We start from the raw sequence: 22,576 nt of genomic DNA on the forward strand, positions 1-22,576 counted from the left end.
ATTTTAGTTCTTATTTGCTGATTAGCGTTATTCGATTTCGCTAGCTAAATATATCAAATTCATAAATAAACGGTCTGTCATACTACTAACTCCGGTACCATTGGTATAATTACCAACTTTATTTTGAGAGTTAATAATTGCATTATCTGCGAGTAATATATCACCCGATTTCAAGTCAAAAACCACTGTCGGTAAGCCATCTGGATTGACAGCTAACACTTGGCTTTCTTCTGGCATTACTGAGAAGTACCCCTTTGAACCACCGGCCTGATAAAAGCGTGTAACCTCTCCAAAAGGACCTGCAAATATAGCTTGTTGTATTTGAGAGTTTAAACCTTCTGGGTTTTGGGTATTTGGTCCATCTTTGTAGCCTTCTCTGGTTACTGTATAACCCCACTTTGAATACACCTTCTCGTCAGTCATATCGGAATCTGATGCTATGATGACAACATTTCCTTTCTTCTCTGACCAATTATATAGCTCTGTAATTTCTGTTTCAGTAAAATCACTGTTGTAAAAACTACCCATAAAGAAGATATCAGTGTTATAGCTTTCAATCGCTTCCTGAGTAATTGAGCCTGATGCCGCAAAATCATGATTAACCGATACTGATTTAGCTACAACCCCACTTTCACCAAAATTTTCTGGACTTGCAAGTTTAGCCATCGGTAAATCAAACAAGTAAGCGTTTAATGTGTAGTTTTGCCATCGTGCCTTTCTTTGCTTATCAATACTCGTAATTACAAGCGACTCTACTCCTGTACTACAAGTAGGCTGCGCATAACATGCAACAGGCTTTAGAGTATTTAGTGCTAAATCGTTTATTCGCACTGGGTATGTCCCCAATGTGCATGTTTTACCCGTTTCGATTGATGCTTTATATAATTTAGTAATATTAAAATTACCTTGATCATTAATGACTTCACGGGAAATTACCAATTCGTCATTTTGATTTAGAGCAGCACCTGTTACCGTCGTTAAACCATGTTCAGATTTTTTTGTTAACTCCAGTGTTTCCGGATCCAATAAAAAAATGCTTGTGGCAGAGATGAGGTAAACCTCACCATTTTTAACAACCATGTCGCCACGCAGAATATCTGAACTACTATCGTAGCCCTTCATATTGCCTAAGAACTGAGTTTCACCTGAATCAATAGCAACCTGGTAAAGCTTACTCCCTTTAGAGCCATAAATAACGTCTTTGTTAGGGTCATAAGCAAGACGGGTCATAGGGTTAGTACGTGCCACTACAGTGTGTTTGCCTGTAGACATATCAACATAGGCGAGTTGTGTAAATCGATACTTGTCGGCTTTTATAGGCAGATCATTTAACTCTTCATCTGATAAGTTGAGAACACTCGTATCCAGTTTATAAGTTAAAGGTCTTGGGGCTGAAACATAATAGAGTCTATTTCGATAGCTATCAAAAGCCATTGCTGCGGATGAGAACTTTGCAGCAGAATGAATGTTAGCCGTTTGCGCTTGCTCATCTAAAGAAAAAACGAAGCCCGAGCTCCCTCTCCCTGAGTTGATTCCATATAACTCACCCGTACATTCAGACGCGCTAAGGCCAGCAGGTATTAAGCCTAAAAGGCTAACTGTAGATAATAAAAACTTTTTCATTTTAAATTCCTTTCAATGTAAAAATAACTCACTTCCTGTTCAACTTTATTACTATCCTCCTTATAATTTTGAACGAAATTGATATAAAACTCACAAACAAAATCGCGAGGCCACAAGCCTCGCGATTTCAATTAGCGTCTAAAATTACAATTAATCGATTTCACTCGCATAATTAATTAAGTTCATAAATAAACGGTCTGACATGCTCGATACCTCGGTACCATCAGTAAAGTTGTCTTCTTTATTTTGTGTTGTCAGCATACCGCTATCAGCAAGTATTATGTCGCCTGTTGCAGCATCTAAAACAATTGTAGGCAAGCCATCCTGATTTACAGCTAAGACTTGAGTCCCTGAAGGCATTTCAGAGAAATAACCTTTTGCGCCACCAGACTGGAAAAAGCGAGATACTTCACCAAATGGTCCTGCAAAGATTGCCTCTTGAGCTGCACTACCCACTCCTTCTGGGTTTTGTGTATTTGGACCATCAACATAACCATTGCGAGTTACTGTATAGCCCCATTTAGCATATACTTTTTCATCTGGCATATCAGAATCTGCTGCGATGATTACAACATTTCCCTGCTTTTTAGACCAGTTGTAAGCTTCATTTAATTCGCTGTCTGTGAAGTCGCTTTTGTGGAAACTACCAATAAAGAAAACATCGGTGCCATAAGCATCTATCGCAGCTTCAGTAATCGAATTTGCCGCTGCAAAATCATGATTTACAGATACTGTTTTATAAACAGTTCCCTGTTCACCAAAGTTTTCTGTACTTAAAAGCTTCGCAAGTGGTTTATCCATCAAGTGACCATTTAGTGTATAATTTTGCCACGTTGCTTTTCTTTGCATATCAATACTTGTAACAACAAAAGAGTCTGGCTCTACACTACATGTAGCTTGAGCATAGCAAGCAACTGGTTTTGCTGTATTTAGCGCCAAATCGTTAATGCGCATCGGGTAGGTTCCCATTGCACATGTTTTGCCAGTCTCAATCGATGCTTTATATAACTTGGTTGTATTATAGTGACCTTGATCGTTTATAATTTCTCTAGAAATTAATAGCTCACCATTTTGATCAAGCGCAGCACCTGTAACAGCAATTAAGCCATGCTCTGATTTTTTCGTTAACTCCAATGTGTTCAAATTAACGGAAAAAATACTCGTAGCACTGATCAAAAATAGCTGGCCATCTTTAAAAACCATGTCGCCGCGCAAAATATCTGAGCTGTCGCCATAGCCAGTTAAGTTACCAAGTAATGTAGTTTTACCTGATACAGGATCAACAGTATATAACTTGCTTCCTTTAGAGCCATACATCATGTCAGTATTAGCGTCATAAGCCAGTCGAGTCATTGGATTAGATCGAGAAACTACTGTGTGTTCACCAGTTGCCATATCAACATAAGCAAGCTGAGTATATTTGTATTTAGCCCCCTTAATTGGCAGATCTTTTAACTCATCTTCAGATAAGTTCAAATCACTAGGATCAAGTTTGTAAGTTAGCGGTCGAGGAGCTGAAACATAATATAAGCGATCCCTTGCACTATCATAGGCCATAGCAGCAGAAGAAAACTTTGCTTTTGAGTGAATAGCGGCTGTTTGCTCTTGCTCATTTAAAGAAAAAACAATGCCTAGATGGCCGCGACCAGAATTAATTCCATACAACTCACCCGTACATTCATTAGCGACTACATTTGTAGATAAAGCACTTGTGATTGCAAGAACTGAAAGTAGCGATTTTTTCATATTATTACACCTAAAAATTAGGCCGACTAACTAAAATAATTAATAAAAATAATTAAATTACTGCTTTAGCATCAGGCCATTACGTTTAAATTTTGTACGCAATAATTTTATTTCGCTACAGTTCAAACACAATCAGAAATTACTGATTTGTCTCTATTTATTATAAAAACAGACATAACAATTAGCACCAATTATGTAAAACACACTTTAGTATTGGCAATGGCTAATAACTTCTGATTTTCTATATTCTCAATGTTTTAATATTCTTACAGCTCCATATTTTCCACACATTTTCTCAGTAGCATAACGGCAAACTTGGTCACCGAAATACTTAATGAAGCTAACTGTAACTTTAATCCTTGCTCTTCTTTCTCTTCCTTGTATGGCTAATACAGATCACATACCGCAGATAGAAGAAATATTTGCCTTAGAGCAGAAAGGAAACCTAAAAAAAGCACTATTGTTAATTGAACAACTACAAAGCAATAGCACGCCTGTCGCAAAATCAACGATTGATTTGATAAAAGCCCCCATATTAAGAAAACAAGGGCAATACGAGGCTGCAATAGAGTTACTCTTACCTTTACAGCATATTGCTGAGTTGTCCAAAGAAGAGCATTATCAAATCCAAAAAGAGCTTGGTATCAATTACAGACGTCAAGTTAAAACGACCCAAGCTCAGCAGCATTATATGGCAGCACTCAAACTAGCTTACGAGTTAAAGGATAAAAACAAACAGGCACAAAGCCATAGTAATCTGGGTACCCTATATGACACGTTGAATGATCTAGACCAGTCTATGTTTCAGCAATTAAAAGCACAAAAGCTTTTAATTGGCAGTAAAGATAATGAGTTAATCGCCACCAATTTTTATAATTTAGCAAACCTTTCTCATCGCCTAGATGATCTTGCTCAGTCTGAATACTTCTACAAAAAAGCACTTGAGTTTGATATTAAGACAAAAAATCAAATAAACATTGCAGATACCAGCTTACAGTTGGCAAAGTTAGTTTATAAACGTGGTGACTATGAGCAAGCTTTACCCTTATTAAAAAATGCCTACTCACGCTTAGCTGATTTAAATGCTTATGAAGGAATGGCAACAGCAAAGCATACGCTAATGCAACTATATTTAAAGCTCGAAAATAAACATATGGCTTTAAGTAGTGCAGATTCAGGCCTCAGAGCAGCACTTAAATCTGGCTCAGCATTGAGTCAAATATATTCATATTTCAATTTAATTGAACTCCACCTGCCACTTAAGAACTCACAATTGATTGACCTCTATTTAAGTCGTTCAAAAGAACTTATCGAAGGAATTGATAATCGGTTACTAAATAAAAAGCTGCATGGCTACACCGCAGTTTATGCCGAACTTATCGGTGACTACAAACTCGCAACTGAGCAATTGAAGCTTGAAAATAAACTAGCCGAGTCTTTGTTTGAAGAACATTTAAATCAAGCCGTTGAAAAAAACAAAAAGCAATTAACAGCAATCGAGCAACAGCAACGTATTGATGATGAAGTGCAAAAAAATAAGCTCACTACTGCACAAATGAATAACCAACGACTAGAAAAACAGATTTGGTTATTGTCTGCGGGTATTGTTTTGTTGTTCACGACTCTTGCGCTCGTGCTCTATTACTTCAAGCATCGAAAAGCGTTATTTAAAGCAAAACTTTATCAATATAACCTGCTTGAAAAAGACAAAATGCTTGCTGATATATCCCATGAATTACGCACCCCTTTAAGCGTATTAAAACTGCATATAGAAGCACTTGAGCTCGATATTCAAGAAAACCGCGATCTAGCCTATAGCAAAATTAATGGCAAAATAGCGCAACTTAACAACCTAATTTCAGATGTGTATCAGTTATCTCAAGCAGAAAACAAGACTCTCGCGCTAAATCTCCAACGCTTAAATGCTGCAAATGTCTTTGCTGAGTACGAGCAAGACATGCGTCATTATGTTCGCAGCCACCACCTGACATTTTTTTCAGACATTATTATTGCTAAAGATGTAGAGATCACGGTAGATAAACAAAAGCTCGATCAGATCCTTAATAATATTTTTACTAATGCCTGCCTATATACCGACAGCCCTGGTCATGTTCGGCTCAAAGTGAGAACTAACAAGCAAGAGCTGTTTATTCAAGTCGATGATACTTCTCCGGGTGTAGGTAAAGCCCATATAGGCAAACTCTTTGACCGTTTATATCGTGTTGAAGAATCTCGAAGCCGCGCATCAGGAGGCTCAGGTTTGGGGCTATCAATTTGCCAGAGTTTTGTCGAATTAATGTCTGGCAGTATCAGTGCATTACCGGGTAAGTCGGGTGGATTATGTATCCGAATTTTACTGCCTTTAAGCAATAAATAAGCTTCTCCATTTTTCCACCATATTTTATTGCTTAAATAGCATAATAAACTACTGTGGAATGGAACCATGTCAGAGTCATTAAAGCATGCTCAATGGGCAAAATCTGTTGAGCGTAAACACCGCCAAAGCAAAGTTAAAAAAACCAAAAAATCACCTCTTCCTATCTGCGCCGCGCTTGCTTGTGTGCTATTGAGTGCTGGGTTTTATTATGCGAGTTATGAAAAACCGAAAGAGTATCCACCGTTATCTGCAGCGGCGAAACAGCGTATCTCGCAATTTTTTGCCAAACAGTTTTTACTGGGGCAATGGCGCTTAAATAAAATTAACTACTCATCTGATGCAATTCAGGTGTATGTGCAAACGCCAAGCAAAATTGCTCTAGAAGGTGAAGCTTTGAGTCAATATTTACATTACGCTTTATGCCCTGTGGCTAGCAAACGCATTTGGCAAGATATCAAAACGAGGGAATTATCAGTGTATGTGTTTAGCCATTCGATTCGAAAAGGTGATCGAACAGTATGTAATTTAGAAAGCGATGAACGCCAAATCAATTGATTTGACGTTCATCATAGCGATAGCCAGCACCATAAACGGAAGCGACTATCTTAGGAGAGAAATCTAAACTCTTAAGCTTTTTGCGAATATTTTTAATATGGCTGTCGATTACCCGATCGGTAATATCAAAGTTGTTTGGTTGGATATGGTCAAGTATCTGCTGCCTAGAAAAAACACGCTTTGGGGCTTTGTACAAAAGTTTAAATACGTCAAATTCCACTTTTGTTAAACCTAAAGAGACACCTTTAATTTCAACTTCAAGCGCATCTTCTATTAAGCAAATTGCATCAGTCGCTTGCACTACTACATCGGTACTAGGTGCTGACGCACAACGCCTTAAAATAGCTTTAACACGCATCACCAGCTCTGCACCGCTAAAAGGTTTACAAACATAGTCATCGGCACCATGTTCCAACCCTTTTAACCTGTCAGCCTCTTCGACTTTCGCGGTTACCATAATAATCGGCACCATAGAAAAAGCGCGGATCTGCTTCATGCACTCCACGCCATCTAAATTGGGTAACATTACATCTAAAATTATCGCATCCGGATTATTTTCTTTAACCCACGAAACCACAGCACTGCCATCAGTGATGTGGTGAGTAGTAAAGCCAGATGCATTGAAGAACAACAGCACTTGTTCTGCAATATCTAAGTCGTCTTCAACGACTAATATCTGCGGCATTTCTATTTCCGTTTATATTTTTTTTATTGTTCTAAGTTGTTGCTTCACCATCGCTTTAAGCGTATCTGATAAGGTTTCATCTAATAAAACCATAGTCAGAATATCGTGCAGATCTTCACTATTCATAACCTCATTGAGTAAATCATTTTCAGATTTCGAATTTGGCTGAAAAAAGCTTAACTGCTCGTCATTTGTGTGTTCGCAAAACATTTTCTTTTTATCCATGTTGTTAGCATCAAATATTAAGATGGGCTTCTGCCTCTACTAAATATTAAAACGCAACAATATGGAGCAAATATGGAGTTAGTACGAAATAATGAATTTTTTCTGTTCAACAGTTAAATTCATTCCTAGATTTTAGGTAATAAGCGCTATTTTTTCATTATTTTTCTAAAACTAGGTTAAATATTCGTATCAATAAAATGATAGGCAATAAAAAAGCAAGCTCGGTAGCTTGCTTTTAAAAGTGTTGAATGGCGCCTTAGAATTAAACGTCTAAGTAATCCATAATCCCTTCTGCGGCATTTCGGCCTTCGAAAATAGCCGTTACCACTAAATCTGAGCCGCGGACAATATCGCCACCGGCAAAAATCTTAGGGTTGGTTGTTTGGTGAGTAAATTCACCTTTTTCTGGTGCATTGATACCACCCCAATGATTGATTTCAACACCGTACGGTTCTAACCAATCCATTTTATGAGGTTTAAAACCAAACGCCATGAGCACTTTAGTTGCTTCAATAACATGCTCAGAACCCGCAACTTCTTCAGCACGACGACGACCATTTTCGTCCGGTTCACCAAGTTGGGTTTTCACCATCTTAACACCAGCAACTTTCCCTTGCTCGTCAACCACAATGCCTTTTGGCTGAACGTTAAAGGTAAACTCAACGCCCTCTTCACGAGCATTTTTAACTTCGCGCTTTGAGCCTGGCATGTTTTCTTCGTCACGACGATACGCACAGGTAACCTGTGTAGCGCCTTGTCGGATAGAGGTTCTCACACAGTCCATTGCTGTATCACCACCGCCTAACACGACAACTTTTTCGTTTGCCATATCGATATAAGCTTGCTTGTCTTCTGCATAGCCCATAACACGGTTAGTGTTACCAATTAAAAACGGCAGTGCATCAAACACACCATCAGCATCTTCGTTTTCAAGGCCTGCACGCATACTTTGATAGGTACCCACCCCTAAGAATACGGCATCATATTCAGCCAAAATTTCATCAAGCGTAATGTCAACGCCAACTTCAGTGTTTAGCTGAAACTCAACTCCCATTTCCGTGAAAATTTCACGACGCTTTTGCATTACTTCTTTTTCAAGTTTGAATGAAGGAATACCAAACGTAAGAAGGCCACCGATTTCTGGGTGACGGTCAAACACCACAGGCTTAACACCGTTACGTACTAAAATATCCGCACAACCTAAGCCCGCTGGACCTGCACCAATGATAGCCACTTTTTTGTCAGACCATACCACATACGACATATCTGGTTTCCAGCCCATTTTAAATGCCGTATCAGTGATGTACTTTTCGATATTACCGATAGTGACAGCACCAAACTCTTCTTCAAGTGTGCAAGAGCCTTCACACAAGCGATCTTGTGGACAAACTCGTCCACACACCTCTGGTAAGCTGTTTGTACGATGAGACAGCTCTGCCGCTTCTAAAATACGGCCAGTACGAATGAGTTTTAACCATTGTGGAATATAGTTATGCACTGGGCATTTCCATTCACAGTATGGATTACCACAATCTAAACAGCGATCCGCCTGTGAGTTAACTTGTGTCTCAGAAAACGGCTCGTAGATTTCTACGAAAGATTGTTTACGTGCTGAAATTGGCTTTTTACGCGGATCAACACGTTGTACATCGATAAACTGGTATACATTTTCGCTCATACTACCCCCTTACTGAGCCTGAACACGAAGCTCTGCGCTGCTGCGCGCTCGGTGTCCGAGTAAACTTTTTACATCACTAGATTTTGGCTTAACTAATTTAAACATTGGCATGTATAAATCGAAGTTAGCTAAAATCTGCTCAGCACGGTTTGAGCCGGTAAGCTCTAAATGCTCAGCAATGAGGCCGCGTAAATGTTCTTGGTGTGACGCCAACCCTTCAAGGGTAACAATTTCAACAAGCTCAGGGTTAATGCGTTTTTCAAAGTCATTGCCTTCATCAAGAATATACGCAAATCCTCCTGTCATACCTGCACCAAAGTTAATACCTACTTTGCCAAGTACGCAAACCACACCACCTGTCATGTATTCACAGCCATTGTCACCAACACCTTCTACAACCGCTTGAACGCCTGAGTTACGCACTGCAAAACGCTCACCGGCACAGCCTGCAGCAAATAACTTACCGCCTGTTGCACCATATAAACAGGTATTACCGGCAATAGTCGCTTTGTGGCTTTCGAACGATGAACCCAGCGGTGGGCGAATTACTAGCTTACCGCCAGCCATGCCTTTACCAACATAGTCATTGGCATCACCAACCAGTGTCATTTCAAGGCCACCCGCATTCCATACACCAAATGATTGACCCGCTGTACCATGAAGCTCAACAGAGACAGGATCAGCAGCCATACCTTGGTTACCGTGTTTAGAAGCGATATAGCCAGATAACATAGCGCCCACTGAACGGTCTGTATTGCAAATACGGTTAACCAGTGAGATACCCGATTTTTCGTCAATTGCTTGCTTGGCTTTTTCAAGCAAGGTTTCATTTAGCTGACCTAAGTAGTGTGAGCTATTTGGCGCACTACAATACAGTGTTTCACCCGTTGGGTTGTTAGGCACAGCAATCACAGACGACAGATCGACTTTCTTTTGTTTCTCTGTGTTGCCTTCAATTGCTTCAAGTAAGTCCAAACGACCAATTAAATCTGTTAAACGAGTGACACCTAAGCTTGCCATAATTTGGCGTGCTTCTTCGGCTATAAACTTAAAGTAGTTCATCGCCATTTCTGGCAGGCCATGATAATGCTTTTGGCGCAGCGTATCGTCTTGCGTTGCAACACCGGTCGCACAGTTATTTAAGTGACAAATACGTAGGTATTTACAACCAAGTGCCACCATAGGGCCCGTACCAAAGCCAAAGCTTTCAGCACCAAGAATAGCCGCCTTAATGATATCTAGCCCCGTTTTAAGGCCACCATCTGTTTGTAGGCGAATACGGTGACGTAAACCATTTTCTACTAGCGCCTGTTGGGTTTCTGCAAGACCAAGCTCCCAAGGGCTACCTGCATACTTAACAGAAGTAAGCGGGCTTGCACCTGTGCCACCGTCATAACCAGCAATAGTAATTAAATCGGCATAAGCTTTAGCTACGCCAGTTGCGATAGTACCCACACCTGGCTCAGAAACGAGTTTCACCGAGATCAGTGCATCTGGGTTTACTTGTTTTAAATCGAAAATAAGCTGGGCTAAGTCTTCAATCGAGTAAATATCGTGATGCGGCGGAGGCGAAATCAAGGTCACACCAGGCACTGAGTAACGTAATTTTGCAATATACGGCGTTACTTTTTCACCCGGTAATTGACCACCCTCACCTGGTTTTGCACCCTGCGCCACTTTAATCTGAATGACATCAGCGCTACGTAAGTAATGTGGTGTAACACCAAAACGGCCCGAAGCAACTTGCTTAATACGTGAGTTTTTCTCTGTACCATAGCGAAGCTTGTCTTCACCACCTTCACCAGAGTTTGAACAACCCCCTAAGCGGTTCATTGCAATCGCGAGTGCTTCATGTGCTTCTGGCGATAATGCACCAATACTCATTGCTGCTGAGTCAAAACGTTTGTAAAGCTCAGTTGCTGGCTCTACGTCATCAACACTCACACCGCTATCAGGAATTTTCACCGCCAACATGTCACGTAAATTGGTGATCGGGCGGTTATTTACTAAATCAGCATAAGCCAAGTAGTCTTTATAATCCCCAGAGCGCACTGCCTTTTGCAGTGTTTGAATAACATCTGGGTTATAAGCATGGTACTCACCACCGTGAACATATTTTAGTAAGCCACCATGACTTAATAACTTACGTTTACTAAATGCCAGCTTATGAAGTTTACGTTGGTCATCATCAAAATCAGTAAAACACGCCCCTTTGATACGGCTAGCTACACCGTTAAAACAGGTTTCTACAACCGCATCTGATAAACCAACTGCCTCAAATAACATCGAGCAGCGGTACGAAGCGACAGTACTGATCCCCATTTTCGACATGATTTTATACAGACCCTTGTTGATCGCATTACGATAAGCAAGCGTTACTTCGCAATAGCTCTTGTTTAAAATCTTTTTGTCACTCATTGCAACTAATGATTCATATGCAAGGTACGGATAAATTGCCGTTGCACCAAAACCAAGTAATACCGCAAACTGATGCGCATCACGGACACTACCCGATTCGATGATGATATTAGATTCACAACGTAAGTTATTATCGACTAAACGCCTTTGAATTGAACCAACCGCCATCGCAGCCGGGATCGGCAAATGCGTTTCGCTAAAGTTACGGTCACTTAAAATAAGCATGACACAGCCTGACGCTGCTTTTTCTTGTGCTTCATCACAAATACGTGTGATTGCTTTTTCTAAGCCTTCCTCTTGTGTGTAAGTGATATCAATTTTACAGTAGCTGTAATGCTCATCGTCAGCATTGATCAGCTGTTGCATATCAGCGTACATCAAAATCGGCGTATCAAACTGTAAACGCTTAGCGTGGCCGGTTGTTTCGTTAAATACGTTTTGCTCACTACCAATACAGGTTGCCAGTGACATAACGTGATTTTCACGAAGTGGGTCAATTGGTGGATTGGTTACTTGCGCAAATTTTTGTCGGAAGTAATCAAACAGTGAGCGATGGCCTTCTGACAGTACCGCAAATGGCGTGTCATCACCCATTGAACCTGTTGCTTCTTGACCATTTTCACCCATTACACGAATCACGCTATCAAGTTCTTCGTTGGTGTAGCCAAACATTTTTTGATACTTAAGCAGTGTTTCGTCATCAAAAGAACGGTTACCCGCATCTTTTTCAGATAACTGTTCAAATGGCGTTAAACGCTTAACGTTTGCTTCAAGCCATGCTTTATATGGATGGCGTGACTTAAGATCTTGGTCAATCTCATCTGAATGCCAAATTTTACCTTGATGAGTATCAATAACTAATAACTCACCTGGGCCAACACGGCCTTTTTCAACCACTTCGTCTGGCGCGTAGTCCCAAATACCGACTTCTGAGGCAAGGGTAATAAAACCATCTTGGGTAATTACATAACGCGCTGGGCGTAAACCGTTACGGTCAAGGTTACAAGCAGCAAAACGACCGTCAGACATGACAATACCAGCTGGGCCATCCCATGGTTCCATATGCATTGAATTAAAGTCATAGAATGCACGTAAGTCATCATCCATAGCACGGTTTTTTTGCCATGCTGGCGGCACAAGCATACGCATTGCACGGAATAAATCCATGCCACCCGCTAAGAACAACTCAAGCATATTATCTAAGCTAGAAGAGTCTGAGCCGCTTTCGTTCACGAAAGGCGCTGCTGATTGCAAATCAGGAATAAGTGGTGAGGCAAACTTATACGCACGGGCGCGCGCCCATTGGCGGTTACCTTGAATCGTATTAATTTCACCATTATGCGCTAAATAGCGGAATGGTTGCGCCAGTGGCCAACGAGGTTGTGTATTAGTAGAGAAACGTTGGTGGAATACACAAATCGCACTGGTCATGCGAATGTCAGCTAGGTCTAAATAAAAGTTAGGTAAGTCTACAGGCATCATTAAGCCTTTATAGACAGTAACTAAACCAGATAAGCTGGCAATATAAAAATGTTCATCGTTTTCGAGGCGTTTTTCAGCACGACGACGCGCTACATACAAGCGACGTTCTAAATCTTTTGGACGCCAGCCTTCTGGTGCGCTTACAAAAATTTGTTCAAAGCCTGGTAGTTGTTTTTTTGCAATGGGCCCTAAACATGACGCATCGGTAGGTACTAAGCGCCAGCCTTGAATGCTCAAGGTTTCTTTTTCGAGTTCTTCACTCAACACATCTTTAGCTGTTTGCGCAAGTACAGGATCGGCATTTAAAAATACCATGCCAACGGCGTAGTTCTTTCCTAGGTGCCAATCATGTTCGCTGGCAATAGCACGAAAGAAGCTATCAGGTTTTTGCATTAATAAACCACAGCCATCACCTGTTTTACCATCAGCAGAAATACCCCCACGGTGCTCCATGCGATCTAAGCCAGTGATTGCTGTTCGAATCAAGCGGTGACTCGCCTGACCATTGACCTGGGCTATTAAGCCAAAGCCACAATTATCTTTTTCTAATTTTGAGTCGTATAACATAGACCCCTCCCCTTGCTACAACGACTAGCGGTTCAGTCTTTTGTGACAGTGCTAGCAGACGAACAAAACTATCGCCAAATACCTCATGAGTCAATAGAGTTTTGAATACATATTCATATTCATGAATATTTCTCACTTAAGACACTTTTTAAATTCTATGCTATTTTTTTACATTTAGTCGTATTTTACCCGTTATTTTTTTATGACACTGGTGTCAAATTTAACAACTTGTAAAAAAACAATCTAAAAACCCGCCACTTTACGTTAACGTAAACTGCGCTTTATTTTGAATAATTATTCAAATTATGAATATCAATGCAGTTTTTTACGGGGTCTGGACTAGCCTAACTGCATCATTATTTACTCTTGGCTTTAGCATAGTTACAAACTACGTATCTGAGCAGACTACCTTAGTCGCAATGACTGAGTTCTTTACCCTTGCGTCAACAATCAGCAATTTAAAAGTGTCCGCAGCGGACACTTTTTCTGTCCGCGGACAGACATTAACTCACTGTTAAAACATAAAATAATTAAAAATCAATAAATTAAAAACTGGCACGCTACTGGTATAGATAAGACATCAGCGAAATTGAGGATTTCAAAATGTTCACTATCAGTTTGTTTATGGCTTCTCCACTTACCATGCTTGCCGTTGGCTTCATGATTGTGTGTTTTGAGAATCGTAAGGAGTTATGATGATTAAGGATACCAGTGCCCAAGATATTACCGTGGCCAAGAAAAACACCATTAAAAAGCCACTTATACTAGCTGCAGGTGTAATACTTGTTGGTGCACTCGGCTTTCAAGCATTGTTTGCCAGTAACGATGGCAGCATTTCGGTTGATGCAGCAAGCCTACAAATTAGTGAAGTAAGCCAAAAGACACTCACCAGAGATGTAGCAGCGAGCGGTAAAATCGTTGCGGCTAATGCGCCAAAGGTTTACAGCCCAGAACGCGGCTTTGTCGATTTAAAAGTAAAAGCCGGTGACAGCGTTACAGTAAATGAAGTGATCGCAACCGTAACCAGCCCTGAGCTAACCAACGAGCTAAAGCAACAGCAATCGGTATTAGCACGTTTAGAAGGCGAATTACAGCGCAAGCAACTTGAAGCGCGCAGACAAAAACTGAGCCTGACTAAAGCGCTCGATTTAGCGCAAGTTGAACTCAATGCCGCAGATAGAGAAAACCGCCGAGCTAAAATCTCTATCGAGAAACATTTAATTAGCCAAATAGATCTAGAAAAAGCGGTTGATGACTTAGCCCGTGCCAAGCTTTCATATAAGCACGCCGAGCAAGAAGTCAGCTTAGCTAAAGATACCCTCGCATTTGAGCTAAAAGCTGCAGAGCGTGATCTGGCACGTCAGCAACTGATTGTTGATGACTTACTCAGACAAGTAAATGAACTCACTATTACCGCGAGTGTAAGCGGCATTGTGGGTAACTTATTAGTGCAACAAAAAGAAGCGGTCACACAAAGCCAACCATTAATGACATTGGTAGATTTAAGGAACTTTGAAGCAGAACTGCAAGTACCAGAAAGCTACGCCAATGAGCTAGGTCTTGGTATGCAAGTTGAGCTTACGTTAGGTGCTCGTCATGTCACAGGCACGCTATCGGCTATATCACCTGAAGTGAATAACCGCGAGGTGACAACCCGCGTACGTTTTGACAATGAGATTTCTGGCATCCGCCAAAACCAACGCTTAACCGCACGTATTTTATTAGAGAATCGCGACGATGTATTACAAGTAAAACGCGGCGCATTCTTACAACAAGGTGGCACCTATGCCTATAAGGTTGACGGTGACATGGCTTATTTAATCGATATAAAAACCGGTGCAAGCAGTATCAATGCTGTCGAGATTATCGAAGGCGTAGAGCCTGGCGATAAGTTAATTATCTCGAATTACGATCGCTTTAAAAAAGCACCCACACTGGTTTTACGCTAACAAATAAAAGGAATAATCAACATGCTTACAATGAACAACATCAGTAAAGTGTATCAAACAGATATGGTACAAACGCACGCCCTTCGCGACTTCAACCTACAAGTAGAAGAAGGTGAATTTATTGCCGTAACGGGCCCGAGTGGCTCAGGTAAAACCACCTTTTTAAATATCGCCGGTATGTTAGAACCATTCAGCGAAGGCCAATACATGTTAGATGGCATAGATGTCGGTAAATTAAATGACAACCAGCGCGCAGATCTTCGCAATCAAAAAATTGGTTTTATTTTCCAAGGCTTTAACCTTATTCCAGATTTGAACCTCTATGAAAATATTGAAGTGCCACTGCGTTATCGCGGTATCAAAGCCGCTGAGCGTAAACGCCGTATTGAGCAATGCCTAGAGCAAGTTGGTTTAGCATCACGCGCTAAGCACTTACCGCAACAACTTTCTGGTGGTCAACAGCAACGTGTGGCTATTGCCAGAGCCCTTGCAGGTGAACCACGCTTTTTACTCGCCGATGAGCCAACTGGTAATTTAGATAGCCTAATGGCGCGTCAGGTAATGGAGCTGCTTGAGCAAATCAACCGTGATGGCGCAACCATCATCATGGTAACCCATGATCCAGAGCTTGCCCGCAGAGCACCTCGTAATATCCAAGTTGTTGACGGCCAATTAGCTGACTTCACCTTGTACCAAGGCACTCAAAATCTTAAAGCGGCTGGAGTGTAACCATGTTCCTTCATTATTTAGATTTAAGCTGGCGCAGCTTTAAGCGCACGCCACTTGTGAGCTTTTTAATGGTACTGGCCATTGCCATTGGTATTGGCGTAACCATGACAAGCTTATCTGTGTATCACATGATGTCAGCAGACCCTATTCCTGAAAAAAGTAGTGACCTTTATACTGTACAGCTACAAACCATGGATGAAGGCCGTACGTGGTGGACAGTCGATAACATGCCACTGCAATTAACTTATCAGGATGCCGTTAACCTTAATCAAGCGAATGCGGGTGGCAAACGTGTCACTATGGTTAGAACGGGTTTTTCGGTTTATTTAGACTCAGATAAAGTTAAACCATTTATTGGACAAGCACGCCTAACCACGCCTCATTTTTTCGATATGTTTAACCTATCGTTTATTTACGGTGGGGTTTGGAGCGCGCAACAAGAAGCCGATGCCGCCCCTGTTGTGGTGATCAATAAAGAATTAAACGACAAGCTCTTTGCTGGTGAAAACCCTGTCGGCAAAATGGTGTACCTTGATGATGCCAGCTACGAAGTTATTGGCGTGATTGATGATTGGGATATCACCACCAAATACTATGATCTGAACAACGGTGCATTTAATAAGACCGAGCAACTGTTTTTACCATTTAGCCTAATGAAAGCCCGAGAGCTTGAAAACTGGGGTAATACCAATGGTTGGAAGCACGAAAAAACCAATACCTTTAACGACAAACTCAATTCTGAAATGGTGTGGTTACAATTTTGGGTTGAACTAAAAACACCTGCAGAAAAGCAAGCTTACCAAGACTTTTTAATGGCCTATATGCAAGAGCAACAAAAGCTGGGTCGTTTTAACCGCGAAAAATTAACCGCTACCTTACGCGATGTAAATGAGTGGATGCAGTACAACAATGTTGTTAGCGAAGACAACGAGATTCTGGTTGGCTTAAGCTTTATGTTTTTAGCGGTATGCCTTGCCAACATTTTAGGTTTATTACTAGCGAAGTTCTTGCGCCGCGCTCCTGAGGTCGGTGTACGCCGTGCATTAGGTGCCAGCAAACGCCAAATATTCTTTCAACATATTGTTGAGGTTGCCATGTTAGGTTTCTTAGGTGGCATCTTGGGTATTATTTTAGCGCAAGTGGGTTTATTAGGCGTACGTCAAAGCTATAGCTACTACCAAAGCTTAGCCACTATGGATTTAACCATGCTACTCAGCGCACCGGTGATTGCAATTAGCACCTGTGTGATAGCAGGTCTGTACCCTGCTTGGCTAGTATGTAAAACCAACCCTGCTATTTATCTTAAGAGCCAATAAGGAAGACACCCATGTTAGAAATTAAACCTATCTTTCACGCCTTATGCCGCTCAAAAGTTGGCGCTATTTTATTACTGATCCAAATTGCCATCACCACTGCAATTGTCAGTAACGCAGCGTTTATTATTCAAGACAGAATTAGCTATTTAAGCCAAGAGACTGGCTACCCTGAACAAGATATTTTCGTTTTTCATGTCATGATGTTTGGCAAAGATGTATCACCGTCTCAGCAATATGAACTTGATGAAGCCATGCTTCGTCAAATACCTGGGGTCGTTGATGCGGCTTATTCGAGTACTACACCACTTTCGGGCAGTGGCTCTTCGTCTGATTTTAGCTTAAAGCCAGCACCTGAAGAGAGTAAATCAGCCCGTAGCTCTTACATGTTTATCGATGAACATGGCATTAATACCTATGGCGTTAAACTCATTGCTGGGCGTAATTACACCGAAGACGAAGTGATCGTCACCGATAATTATGATGAGCTTTCAAAAGTAACCGTTGTCACTAAAACCCTACTCGATGAGCTGTTCCCTGATGGCAATGGTTTAGGCCAAACTGTCTATTTTGGTGACATTCCAATGAAAATAATTGGTGTAATTGATCTTATGAAGGGCCCATGGCTTAAAGACAGCCGCCCAGATAACGTAGCACTGCTGCCTTTTATTAAGCCTGGTACAAATGCACGCTTTGTGGTTAGAACAGAGCCTGGTCAACGTCAATCGGTCATGAACCGTGTTGAAGAAGCCATGCTGAAAAACTACAACAAACGTGTTATTTCTCGCATTCGTGGCTTAGATGACGATAAAGAGTCATACATGGCTGAAGATACATTAATGATGCGCATGCTGATTGTACTTATTACTATTTTAGTGTTGGTGACGGCTCTGGGTATTTTCGGCCTAACGCTGTTCAATATTAGCAAGCGTACTAAACAAATAGGTACTCGCCGCGCTTTAGGCGCCAGAAAATCTGCCATCATCAGTTACTTCTTAGTTGAAAACGCCATGATATGTATAGTTGGTTTAGTGATTGGTGTGATTGCTGCCGTGTATTTAGGGCAATTACTGATGCAGCACTTTTCAATTGCTCAGCTTGATATTAGTTACGTACTTGCTACTGCGCTGGCAGTGTTCGTTATGAGTTTATTAGCGGTACTTGCCCCTGCAAAACGGGCTGCGAATATCTCACCGAGCATTGCAACTCGAACAATTTAGTTCTCCCAACCTATGCTACACTGGATTAACAGTGTAGCATTCATCTTGCACCCTTATTAGGAAAATAACTAAAACAATAATATGGAAAAAATACTTATCGTCGACGATAACCCAGCCATTTTGGATGCATTGTCGTTATTACTCGAAATTCACGGTTTTGATGTTGTTACAGCAAGTAACCCGTTTGAGGCAATTCAAGCCGTACAATACCAACGCATAGCGCTTGTTATTCAAGACATGAACTTCACCGCCGACACCACTTCCGGCGAAGAAGGCAAAGAACTTTTTTATGCCTTACGAGACATTAATCCTCACTTACCGATTATTTTGATCACCGCATGGACAGAGCTTTCTACTGCCGTTGAACTTGTCAAAGCAGGGGCTGCTGATTATTTACCAAAACCATGGGACGATGCCAAGCTACTTACTTGTGTAAATAACCTAATCGAGCTGGGTAAAGCAAAACAACAAAACGAAACCTTTACCCGCCACCAGCAAGAACGTGACGCATCTGTACAACAAGCAAATTTAGTAGGCTTGGTTTATAAAAGTACCGCTATGGAGCACATTGTTAATCTTGCGATTCAAGTGGCTAAATCGGATATTTCGGTGTTGATCACAGGCCCTAACGGCAGTGGTAAAGAGCGCATTGCGCAAATAATACAGGCCAATTCATTATTAGCAGATAAACCCTTTATCACTGTTAATGCGGGTGCTTTACCAAGCGAGCTTATTGAGGCTGAGTTATTTGGTGCAGAAGCGGGCGCCTATACAGGTATTACTAAACAGCGTATTGGTCGTTTTGAAGCGGCCGATGGTGGCACCCTATTTTTAGACGAAATTGGTAACTTGCCACTTTCTGGACAAATGAAATTATTACGCATTTTACAAACTGGTGAATTTGAACGTTTAGGTTCAACACAAACACGTAAAGTGAATGTCCGAGTGATTTCAGCTACCAATGAAGATTTAAGCCATGCAATTAAAACAGGTCAATTTCGTGAAGACCTTTACTACCGCTTAAATGTAATTGAGTTAAATTTACCAAGCCTTGCCCATCGCCCAGATGATATTTTAGCTTTAGTCGCGCACTTTTTACCTGAGCGCACACTGTCGCTTAGTACAGAAAAAGCCCTGCTCGCCCATAGCTGGCCGGGTAATGTTCGTGAGCTTGAAAATGCCTGTAAACGTGCTGCAGTTTTAAAACCCACAGGGGTGATTGAGCTTGCTGATTTTGGCTTACAAGTTGAAACAAACAGCCCAACACAAACAAGAGCTGAGCCTAACAAACAAGAGATCGAACTTGCCATGCGCGAGTACAAAGGTGTGATTGCTAAAGTGGCTCGCCATTTTGGCTTAAGCCGCCAAGCGCTTTATCGCAGGCTTGATAAATTTAAGATTGAATACTAATGCGTTCTTCGTTTCGATATAAAATCATAACTTTGTGTATTGCTGCTTCTGCATTGCCGCTTATATTGGTGTGTTATTTTGCGGGTATAAGCTTGCTTTACAGCCTGTTAGCCCTGCTCGCTTGCACCTTGATAAGCGGTTTTTTTGCCGCACAATTATCAGCTCCGCTCATTGATGGTATGAACTCGCTCGAAACCGGGCTGCTTAATTTTAAAGATGGTGAGCTGGCCACATTATTAGCCTATGATGGCAGCGATGAGCTTGGCGATTTATGCCGGCTTTATAACCAAACTGCAAAACAGCTTCGCCAAGAAAAACAATGGATTTATCAGCGTGAGTTGATGCTCGACAAAGTACTGCAAAGCTCCCCACAAGCTGTGCTTTTGACTAACGACCAAGGCTTTATTGTTTATAGCAACCACAGTGCCCGCAGCTTACTTGATGCTAAATCAGCCCTTGAAGGCGCAAAGCTTGAAAACTTATTAGATTCAAGCTGCGAGCAATTAACCCGCGCGATTCACAAAGGCGTTGATGGTTTATTTACCCTCGACAAAGCAGATCAAGAATCACAAACTTGGCATATGGCAACAGGCCGATTATTACTTAATAATCAGTTTCATCAACTGTATGTTTTTAAACAGCTGACCCGCGAACTAAGCCGCCAAGAAGTAGAGGTTTGGAAAAAAGTTATTCGTATTATTAGCCATGAGCTTAACAACTCCCTTGGGCCAATGTCGTCGATGCTTCATAGCGCACAACTTTTAACAAAAGAAGTCGATGAACCACGCTTAAAACGGGTATTTACCACCATTAAAGACCGCATAAAACACCTTAATGAGTTTGTACAAGGCTATGGTAAATTTGCCAAGTTACCCACCCCTCAACTATCAACGATTAACTGGCCGACGCTGATTGAGCAGTTAAAAAGTCAGTGGCAGGTCGAGGTATCACTTGATCAGCGAGTGACAACTGACGCTGATCACACTCAGCTCGAACAGTTACTTATAAACTTATTAAAAAATGCCTATGAGTCAGGGTCAAACCCCGAAGATGTCAGCTTAACAGTGCAACAAGAAGCAAGTGGCACACACATCACGGTGAGTGATAAAGGCAAAGGTATGAGTGAAGCTGTAATGGCTAACGCACTTATTCCCTTTTATTCAACCAAAGCAACAGGCAGCGGCTTAGGGTTAGCACTTTGCAGGGAAATAGTTGAAGCGCACCACGGGCAAATTAGCTTGCATAACCGCGAGCAAGGTGGATTAAGCGTGCATGTTTTGCTGCCAGCTTGATAAATTTGATATAAAAAAAGCCGCAATCAGCGGCTTTTCTCTACACTAAATATAATTATTCAGCGTCTTTTTCTTTGTACTTTGCAGCTGTTTCAGTGATTAGTGGCTGTAATTCACCACGTTGAAACATTTCGATGATAATGTCACAACCACCGATAAGCTCGCCTTCTACCCATAGTTGTGGGAATGTTGGCCAGTTTGCGTATGCAGGTAACTCTGCACGGATATCTGGGTTAAGTAGAATGTCAACGTAAGCAAACTGCTCACCACACGCCATAAGTGCTTGTGATGCTTGTGAAGAAAAACCACAGTTAGGTAACTTTGGTGATCCTTTCATGTAAAGAAGGATAGGATTTTCAGAAATTTGCTGTTTAATTTTATCGATGGTTTCCATTTACAACCTCAAAAAAGACATTGGCTTACTACATTGGCCTTGAAAAAGTTTCACTGTGGCCTCAGATATATAACTTAAAATCGGCATTCGTAGCCACAATTTTAAATAGTCTTTAGCAATAGCATTGCTGTTTGCTAAAACTTGAGTAAAATACTCAACAATTATAGTAACACTATAATACCACTTGGTATAGGGAAGTACGCTGTTTACCTTGCTATTACCTATAACTGAGTGGACTATCAACCAAGAAGATGGAGATAAAAAATGGCATTTGAACTACCGTCACTACCATACGCAATCGATGCATTAGAGCCACATATTTCAAAAGAGACTCTAGAGTTTCACCACGGTAAACACCACAACACTTACGTTGTGAAATTAAACGGTCTGATCCCAGGCACAGAATTCGAAAACAAATCTCTAGAAGAAATCGTATGTTCTTCAGAAGGTGGCGTATTTAACAATGCTGCACAAATCTGGAACCACACGTTCTACTGGAACAGCCTATCTCCAAACGGTGGTGGCGAGCCTACAGGCGCAATCGCTGACGCGATCAACGCTAAATGGGGTTCTTTCGACGCATTCAAAGAAGCGTTAAACGACAAAGCAGTAAACAACTTCGGTTCAAGCTGGACTTGGTTAGTTAAACTAGCTGACGGCACACTTGATATCGTTAACACATCAAATGCTGCAACGCCATTAACTGATGAAGGTGTTACTCCAATCCTAACTGTGGATCTTTGGGAACACGCTTACTACATCGATTACCGTAACGTTCGTCCAGATTACCTAAAAGGTTTCTGGGCATTAGTTAACTGGGACTTCGCGAACGCTAACTTCGCTTAATCTTCTGTTACACACAGTAATCAAAAAAAGACGCTTCGGCGTCTTTTTTGTTGCCAGTGCACGCCCC

The 22,576-nt window shown here is 41.3% G+C and carries 16 protein-coding genes; 9 read left to right on the forward strand and 7 right to left on the reverse strand.

Annotated features, from left to right (window positions below):
* Positions 1-27: 27 nt before the first annotated feature.
* Together ISP07_RS00435 and ISP07_RS00440 are read right to left on the reverse strand one after the other, a co-directional pair.
* Complete coding sequence (locus ISP07_RS00435) at positions 28-1,623, reverse strand: hypothetical protein (RefSeq protein ID WP_209326464.1); 1,596 nt, start codon at positions 1,621-1,623, stop codon at positions 28-30.
* Positions 1,624-1,773: 150 nt separating this feature from the next.
* A complete protein-coding gene (locus ISP07_RS00440) occupies positions 1,774-3,369 on the reverse strand; it encodes a hypothetical protein (protein ID WP_209326465.1) in 1,596 nt (531 codons plus the stop codon).
* 334 nt (positions 3,370-3,703) lie between these two features.
* On the opposite strand from ISP07_RS00440, the gene ISP07_RS00445 reads away from it, so the two are divergent.
* The gene (locus ISP07_RS00445) at positions 3,704-5,746 is read left to right on the forward strand and encodes an ATP-binding protein (protein ID WP_209326466.1); all 2,043 of its coding nucleotides are present in this window, start codon (positions 3,704-3,706) and stop codon (positions 5,744-5,746) included.
* A gap of 66 nt (positions 5,747-5,812) precedes the next feature.
* A complete protein-coding gene (locus tag ISP07_RS00450; RefSeq protein ID WP_138600461.1) occupies positions 5,813-6,301 on the forward strand; it encodes a hypothetical protein in 489 nt (162 codons plus the stop codon).
* Here ISP07_RS00450 and ISP07_RS00455 read toward each other — a convergent pair.
* The 4 genes from ISP07_RS00455 to gltB all read right to left on the reverse strand — a co-directional run bounded on the left by ISP07_RS00455 (position 6,294) and on the right by gltB (position 13,356).
* Entirely contained in the window at positions 6,294-6,986 is a 693-nt protein-coding gene (locus tag ISP07_RS00455; protein ID WP_209326467.1) for a response regulator, read from the reverse strand. The genes ISP07_RS00450 and ISP07_RS00455 overlap by 8 nt on opposite strands.
* Before the next feature lie 12 nt (positions 6,987-6,998).
* On the reverse strand, positions 6,999-7,211 hold the full coding sequence (locus ISP07_RS00460; protein ID WP_228290467.1) for a hypothetical protein: 213 nt from the start codon (positions 7,209-7,211) through the stop codon (positions 6,999-7,001).
* A gap of 262 nt (positions 7,212-7,473) precedes the next feature.
* The gene (locus ISP07_RS00465) at positions 7,474-8,889 is read right to left on the reverse strand and encodes an FAD-dependent oxidoreductase (RefSeq protein ID WP_209326468.1); all 1,416 of its coding nucleotides are present in this window, start codon (positions 8,887-8,889) and stop codon (positions 7,474-7,476) included.
* Positions 8,890-8,898: 9 nt separating this feature from the next.
* Entirely contained in the window at positions 8,899-13,356 is a 4,458-nt protein-coding gene (gene gltB / locus ISP07_RS00470; RefSeq protein ID WP_209326469.1) for a glutamate synthase large subunit, read from the reverse strand.
* A 695-nt stretch (positions 13,357-14,051) separates the two neighbouring features.
* Here gltB and ISP07_RS00475 point away from each other — a divergent pair.
* From ISP07_RS00475 to ISP07_RS00500, 6 genes are all read left to right on the forward strand, one after another.
* Positions 14,052-15,305 carry an efflux RND transporter periplasmic adaptor subunit gene (locus ISP07_RS00475; protein WP_209326470.1) on the forward strand — a complete coding sequence of 418 codons (1,254 nt, stop codon included), beginning with the start codon at positions 14,052-14,054 and terminating at the stop codon, positions 15,303-15,305.
* 21 nt (positions 15,306-15,326) lie between these two features.
* Entirely contained in the window at positions 15,327-16,034 is a 708-nt protein-coding gene (locus ISP07_RS00480; protein ID WP_054551528.1) for an ABC transporter ATP-binding protein, read from the forward strand.
* A gap of 2 nt (positions 16,035-16,036) precedes the next feature.
* Positions 16,037-17,350, forward strand: coding sequence for an ABC transporter permease (locus ISP07_RS00485; protein WP_209326471.1), 1,314 nt, complete (start codon positions 16,037-16,039; stop codon positions 17,348-17,350).
* Positions 17,351-17,361: 11 nt separating this feature from the next.
* Entirely contained in the window at positions 17,362-18,567 is a 1,206-nt protein-coding gene (locus tag ISP07_RS00490; RefSeq protein ID WP_209326472.1) for an ABC transporter permease, read from the forward strand.
* Between the two features lie 81 nt (positions 18,568-18,648).
* Positions 18,649-19,977, forward strand: a complete 1,329-nt coding sequence (locus ISP07_RS00495; RefSeq protein ID WP_209326473.1) for a sigma-54-dependent transcriptional regulator — start codon at positions 18,649-18,651, stop codon at positions 19,975-19,977.
* Positions 19,977-21,269 carry a sensor histidine kinase gene (locus tag ISP07_RS00500; RefSeq protein ID WP_209326474.1) on the forward strand — a complete coding sequence of 431 codons (1,293 nt, stop codon included), beginning with the start codon at positions 19,977-19,979 and terminating at the stop codon, positions 21,267-21,269. Before ISP07_RS00495 ends, ISP07_RS00500 begins: the two co-directional genes overlap by 1 nt.
* Positions 21,270-21,324: 55 nt before the next feature.
* On the opposite strand, the gene ISP07_RS00505 is transcribed toward ISP07_RS00500, so the two are convergent.
* Positions 21,325-21,663 carry a Grx4 family monothiol glutaredoxin gene (locus ISP07_RS00505; RefSeq protein ID WP_054551536.1) on the reverse strand — a complete coding sequence of 113 codons (339 nt, stop codon included), beginning with the start codon at positions 21,661-21,663 and terminating at the stop codon, positions 21,325-21,327.
* A gap of 264 nt (positions 21,664-21,927) precedes the next feature.
* On the opposite strand from ISP07_RS00505, the gene ISP07_RS00510 reads away from it, so the two are divergent.
* Positions 21,928-22,509: a superoxide dismutase gene (locus tag ISP07_RS00510; RefSeq protein ID WP_054551537.1), complete on the forward strand. Its 582-nt coding sequence runs from the start codon at positions 21,928-21,930 to the stop codon at positions 22,507-22,509.
* Positions 22,510-22,576 lie beyond the last annotated feature (67 nt).

It is taken from the genome of Pseudoalteromonas sp. PA2MD11 (assembly GCF_017808125.1).
Lineage (GTDB): Bacteria > Pseudomonadota > Gammaproteobacteria > Enterobacterales > Alteromonadaceae > Pseudoalteromonas > Pseudoalteromonas simplex.

Bases quoted from the DNA above. Each gene is read 5' to 3' on its own strand.
- ISP07_RS00435 (WP_209326464.1), bottom strand. From the start codon at position 1,623: ATGAAAAAGTTTTTATTATCTACAGTTAGCCTTTTAGGCTTAATACCT.
- ISP07_RS00440 (WP_209326465.1), bottom strand. From the start codon at position 3,369: ATGAAAAAATCGCTACTTTCAGTTCTTGCAATCACAAGTGCTTTATCT.
- ISP07_RS00445 (WP_209326466.1), top strand. From the start codon at position 3,704: ATGAAGCTAACTGTAACTTTAATCCTTGCTCTTCTTTCTCTTCCTTGT.
- ISP07_RS00450 (WP_138600461.1), top strand. From the start codon at position 5,813: ATGTCAGAGTCATTAAAGCATGCTCAATGGGCAAAATCTGTTGAGCGT.
- ISP07_RS00455 (WP_209326467.1), bottom strand. From the start codon at position 6,986: ATGCCGCAGATATTAGTCGTTGAAGACGACTTAGATATTGCAGAACAA.
- ISP07_RS00460 (WP_228290467.1), bottom strand. From the start codon at position 7,211: ATGGATAAAAAGAAAATGTTTTGCGAACACACAAATGACGAGCAGTTA.
- ISP07_RS00465 (WP_209326468.1), bottom strand. From the start codon at position 8,889: ATGAGCGAAAATGTATACCAGTTTATCGATGTACAACGTGTTGATCCG.
- gltB (WP_209326469.1), bottom strand. From the start codon at position 13,356: ATGTTATACGACTCAAAATTAGAAAAAGATAATTGTGGCTTTGGCTTA.
- ISP07_RS00475 (WP_209326470.1), top strand. From the start codon at position 14,052: ATGATTAAGGATACCAGTGCCCAAGATATTACCGTGGCCAAGAAAAAC.
- ISP07_RS00480 (WP_054551528.1), top strand. From the start codon at position 15,327: ATGCTTACAATGAACAACATCAGTAAAGTGTATCAAACAGATATGGTA.
- ISP07_RS00485 (WP_209326471.1), top strand. From the start codon at position 16,037: ATGTTCCTTCATTATTTAGATTTAAGCTGGCGCAGCTTTAAGCGCACG.
- ISP07_RS00490 (WP_209326472.1), top strand. From the start codon at position 17,362: ATGTTAGAAATTAAACCTATCTTTCACGCCTTATGCCGCTCAAAAGTT.
- ISP07_RS00495 (WP_209326473.1), top strand. From the start codon at position 18,649: ATGGAAAAAATACTTATCGTCGACGATAACCCAGCCATTTTGGATGCA.
- ISP07_RS00500 (WP_209326474.1), top strand. From the start codon at position 19,977: ATGCGTTCTTCGTTTCGATATAAAATCATAACTTTGTGTATTGCTGCT.
- ISP07_RS00505 (WP_054551536.1), bottom strand. From the start codon at position 21,663: ATGGAAACCATCGATAAAATTAAACAGCAAATTTCTGAAAATCCTATC.
- ISP07_RS00510 (WP_054551537.1), top strand. From the start codon at position 21,928: ATGGCATTTGAACTACCGTCACTACCATACGCAATCGATGCATTAGAG.